1 protein-coding gene is annotated in these 5,166 nt (G+C 64.9%); it reads left to right on the top strand.

Annotated elements, in window-relative coordinates:
* A partial coding sequence (locus AB4Z42_RS28255; RefSeq protein WP_442012555.1) for an amino acid adenylation domain-containing protein occupies positions 1–5,166 on the top strand: 5,166 nt, incomplete at both ends.

The raw sequence follows: 5,166 nt of genomic DNA, 5'->3' as shown, positions 1-5,166 counted from the left end.
TGCGGGTTGATCTGGCCGGTGATCCCACGGTTGGTGATCTGCTGGGCCAGGTTCGGCAGCGTGCGTTGGCGGCCTATGAGCATCAGGATGTGCCGTTCGAGGTGCTGGTGGAACGCCTCAACCCGACCCGGTCGCTGGCCCACCATCCGCTGGTGCAGGTGATGTTGGCGTGGCAGAACCTGTCGGCTCATCCGGCCACAGATTTGGGCGTACGCGACCTGCAAGTCAGCGAGTTACCCATCGAGACGCGGACCGCACGGATGGATCTGATGTTCTCGTTGACTGAATGCTTCACTGACGATGGTGCGCCGGCCGGGATCTCGGGCACTGCGGAATTCCGCACCGACGTGTTCGATGCGGCCAGTATTCACACACTGGTTGAGCGTTTCGAGCGGGTGTTGGCGGGTCTGACCGCTGATGCGACCCGTCCGGTGTCGACGGTGGATGTGATCACCGAGGCCGAGCGAGCCCGGTTGGATCAGGTCGGCAATCGTGCCGCGCTGACTCAGCCCGCGAGGGTGCCGGTGGCGGTTCCGGCGTTGTTTGCGGCCCGGGTCGAGGCTGCACCGGCGGCGATCGCAATCAGCTTCATTGGCCACGCGATGACCTACCGCGAGCTTGATGAGGCGTCGAACCGGTTGGCGCACCTGCTGGTTGGTTGCGGCATCGGTCCGGGTGACTGTGTGGGGTTGTTGTTGCCGCGCTCGGCCGAGGCGATCGTCGCGATTCTGGGAGTGCTCAAGACCGGCGCGGCGTATCTGCCGATCGACCCCGCGCTGCCTGATGCGCGGGTCCGGTTCATGCTCACCGATTCGGCGGCTGTTGCGGTGATCACCACCGCCGAGCTTGCCGGGCGGCTCGATGGGCACGGTCACGCGATTATCGATGTTCATGGTCCTGTGGTCGACGGCCAAACCAGCACTGCGTTGCCGGGACCAACGCCCGAGGACATCGCGTATCTGATCTACACCTCCGGCACGACCGGTGTCCCGAAGGGGGTGGCCGTCACCCACCACAACGTCGTTCAGCTCGTGCAGTCGTTGGATCCGGGGTTGGCGGCGCCGGGCAAGGTGTGGACGCACTGCCATTCCTTTGCTTCCACAGATTCGGTGTGGGACATCTTCGGTGCGCTGCTCAGCGGTGGGCGGGTGGTCGTGGTGCCCGAGGAAGTCGCGACTTCGCCGCAAGCCCTCCACAGCCTGCTGCTGGCCGAGCGTGTCGACGTGCTGACCCAGACCCCTTCGGCGGTAGATGTGCTCCCGCCCGATGCATTGGGATCCATGGTGTTGGTGGTCAGCGGGGAGGCATGCCCGGCCGATTTGGTGGATCGGTGGGCGCCGAGGCGGGTGATGATCAACGCCTACGGGCAGACCGAAACCACGGCCAATGTGACCTTGAGTGCGCCACTGCGGTCGGGAATTCCGCCGATCGGCTCGCCGGTGCCTGGGGCGGCGTTGTTTGTGCTGGACCAGTGGTTGCGGCCGGTGCCGCCCAGTGTGGTGGGTGAGTTGTATGTCGCCGGTTCGGGGGTGGGTGTCGGCTATGTAGCGCGGCCGGGATCGACGGGATCGCGGTTTGTGGCGTGTCCGTTCGGCGGTGCCGGGGCACGGATGTATCGGACCGGCGATCTTGTGCGTTGGCGCCCCGATGGGCAGCTCGACTACCTCGGGCGTGCCGATCAGCAGGTCAAGATCCGCGGTTACCGAGTCGAGCTGGGCGAAATCCAGGCGGTTCTAAGCGAATTGGAGGGTGTGGAGCAGGCGGCGGTGATGGCCCGTGAGGACCGGCCGGGCGATAGGCGCCTGGTGGGTTACGTCACCGGGACCGTCGGCCCCGCCGAAATCCGTGCGGCGTTGGCCGATCGGTTGCCCGATTACATGGTTCCCGCCGCAATCGTTTGCCTCGACACGATCCCGTTGACGGTCAACGGCAAACTCGACACCCGCGCCCTGCCCGAACCGGAATACACCACCGCTGAATACCGCGCCCCGACATACCTCAACGAGGAGATCCTCGCGGGCATCTACGCCCGAGTCCTCGGTGCCGCGCGGGTGGGAATTGATGATTCGTTCTTCGATCTGGGTGGGGATTCCCTGTCGGCGATGCGGCTGATTGCCGCGATCAACACCAGTTTGGATGCCGGGCTTTCGGTGCGTGCGGTGTTCGAAGCACCCACTGTGGCGCAACTGGCGCCGCGCATCGGTGTGGGCGCGCGTCGGTTGCAGCCATTGGCGCGCGTGGCGCGTCCAGCGGTGCTTCCCCTGTCGTTTGCCCAGAATCGGCTGTGGTTCATCGACCAATTGCAGGGCCTTTCAGCGGTATACAACATGCCGGTCGCTGTGCGGCTGCACGGACCGCTGGATGTCGAGGCATTGGTTGCGGCCCTCGCCGATGTCGTCGACCGCCACGAGAGCCTCCGTACGCGGTTTGCGGCTCCAGACGGGATCCCACGGCAGCTGGTGATTCCCGCCGACGAGGTCGACTTCGGCTGGACTGTCCTCGATGCGGCCGGCTGGTCCGAGACCGAACTGGGCGCAGCCGTCGATTCGGTGACCCAGCATCCGTTCGATCTGACTGCCGAAATTCCATTGCGTGCTCAGCTTTTCCGGGTTTCCGACGACGAGCATGTGTTGGTCGCCGTGGTGCATCACATCGCGGCCGATGGTTGGTCGATCACCCCGCTGATCCGGGATCTTGGGGCGGCCTACGCCAGCCGTTGCGTGGGGCAGGCACCAGCTTGGGCTGAATTGGCGGTGCAGTACGTCGATTACACGCTGTGGCAACGTGCACACCTCGGCGAGCTGGACGACGTTGACAGCCTGATCGCCGCTCAGTTGGGCTACTGGCACCAGGAGCTGGCGGGGTTGCCKGAGCGGTTGGTGTTGCCGACTGATCGGCCGTAYCCRYTGGTGGCGGACTATCACGGTGCCACSGTGGCGATTGAKTGGCCGGCTGAKTTGCAGSAGCRGGTGGCCCAACTGGCGCGTGAGCACAGTGCGACCAGCTTCATGGTGGTGCAGGCTGCTCTGGCGATACTGCTCGGCAAACTCAGCGCCAACAGCGATGTGGCGGTGGGGTTCCCGATCGCCGGGCGCCCGGATCCTGCATTGGATGACTTGGTGGGGTTGTTCGTCAACACGTTGGTGTTGCGGGTTGATCTGGCCGGTGATCCCACGGTTGGTGATCTGCTGGGCCAGGTTCGGCAGCGTGCGTTGGCGGCGTATGAGCATCAGGATGTGCCGTTCGAGGTGTTGGTGGAACGCCTCAACCCGACCCGGTCGCTGGCCCACCATCCGTTGGTGCAGGTGATGCTGGCCTGGCAGAACTTTGGTCAGCGTAATGGTGAGCTGGATGCCGAGTTGGGGGACCTGCAGGTCGCGACGTTGCCGATCGAGACGCGGACCGCACGGATGGATCTGAGCTTCTCGTTGGCCGAGCGTTTCACCGATGACGGTGAGGGCGCAGGAATTTCGGGTGCTGTGGAGTTCCGCACCGACGTGTTCGACACCGCCAGCATCGCAACGCTGGTCGACCGGTTCGAGCGCGCGCTGATGGAGATGACCGCCGGCCCAGGCCGGCGGGTGTCCTCGATCGACGTATTCGACGAGGATGAGCGCGCCCGGCTGGATCAGATCAGCAATCGCCCGGTGCTGACTCAGCAGGCGAGTGCGGAATCGATCTCAGCGTTGTTCACTGCGCAGGTCGAGGCTGCGCCTGCGGGGGTCGCGATCAGCTTCCAGGGTCAATCGATGACTTATCGCGAGCTTGACGGGGTGTCGAATCGGTTGGCGCACAGGCTGACTGAGTGCGGCGTCGGCCCGGGTGACTACGTGGGTCTGTTGCTGGAACGGTCGGCCGAGGCGATCGTGGCGATTGTGGCGGTGTTGAAGACGGGAGCAGCGTATCTGCCGATCGATCCCGCCCTACCTGAAATGCGGGTCGACTTCATGTTGACCGACGCGGGACCGAAAGCTGCAGTCACCACCGCCGAGCTGGCAGGGCGACTCTCCGGCCGCGATCTGGTCATCGTCGACATCAATGACTCGACAACCGAGAGCCCACCCAGTACTGCCTTGCCGGCTCCTTCGCCCGATGACATCGCCTATCTGATCTACACCTCGGGCACTACGGGAACGCCGAAGGGGGTGGCGATCACGCACCGCAACGTCAGCCAGCTGATGCAATCCCTGCACGCCACTACGCAATCGGGAGCCCCGCAGGTGTGGACGCAGTTCCATTCGCTGGCGTTCGACTTCTCGGTGTGGGAGATATGGGGGGCGCTGCTGGGCGGTGGACGGCTGGTTGTGGTGCCCGATGCGGTGGCCCGTTCACCGCAGGAATTCTCGGCGCTGCTGGTCGCGGAAAAGGTCAGTGTGCTGAGTCAGACTCCGTCTGCGTTCTATGCGTTGGTGGCCGTCGATACGCCGGAGGCGCAGCTGTCTCTGGAGACGGTGGTGTTCGGCGGGGAGGCCCTCGATCCACAGCGTCTTGCGCCGTGGTTGGCGGCCCATCCCGATTCGCCGCGTCTGGTCAACATGTACGGCATCACCGAGACCACAGTGCATGCGTCAGTCCGGGAGATTGTGGCGGGCGATGCCTATCGTGCGGTGAGCCCGATTGGTGTGCCGTTGGCTCACCTGGGCTTGTTCGTAGTGGATCAGTGGTTGCAGCCGGTGCCTGCGGGTGTGGTGGGGGAGTTGTATGTGGCCGGTGCCGGGGTGGGTGTCGGTTATGTGGGTCGTGCGGGGTTGACGGGGTCGCGGTTTGTGGCGTGTCCGTTCGGTGGTGCTGGGCTGCGGATGTATCGCACGGGGGATCTGGTGCGGTGGCGCCCGGATGGTCAGTTGGATTATCTGGGTCGTGCGGATGAGCAGGTCAAGGTTCGTGGGTATCGCATCGAACTGGGTGAGATCCAGTCGGCTCTTGGTGATGTGGAGGGTGTGGAGCAGGCGGTGGTGATCGCCCGCGAAGACCGCCCGGGGGACAAGCGTCTGGTGGGGTATGTGACCGGCACTGTGGATCCGGCCGCGGTGCGCGTCCGGCTCGGTGATCGGCTCCCGAGCTATATGGTGCCCGCTGCGGTGGTGGTGCTCGACGCGTTGCCGTTGACGGTCAACGGCAAGCTCGACACCCGGGCACTACCCGCACCGCACTACACCGCAGGGG

The organism is Mycobacterium sp. 2YAF39 (genome assembly GCF_052114565.1).
GTDB lineage: Bacteria > Actinomycetota > Actinomycetes > Mycobacteriales > Mycobacteriaceae > Mycobacterium.
Note: the sequence above shows the minus strand (reverse complement) of the source record. Positions and strands in the feature narration are given on the sequence as shown.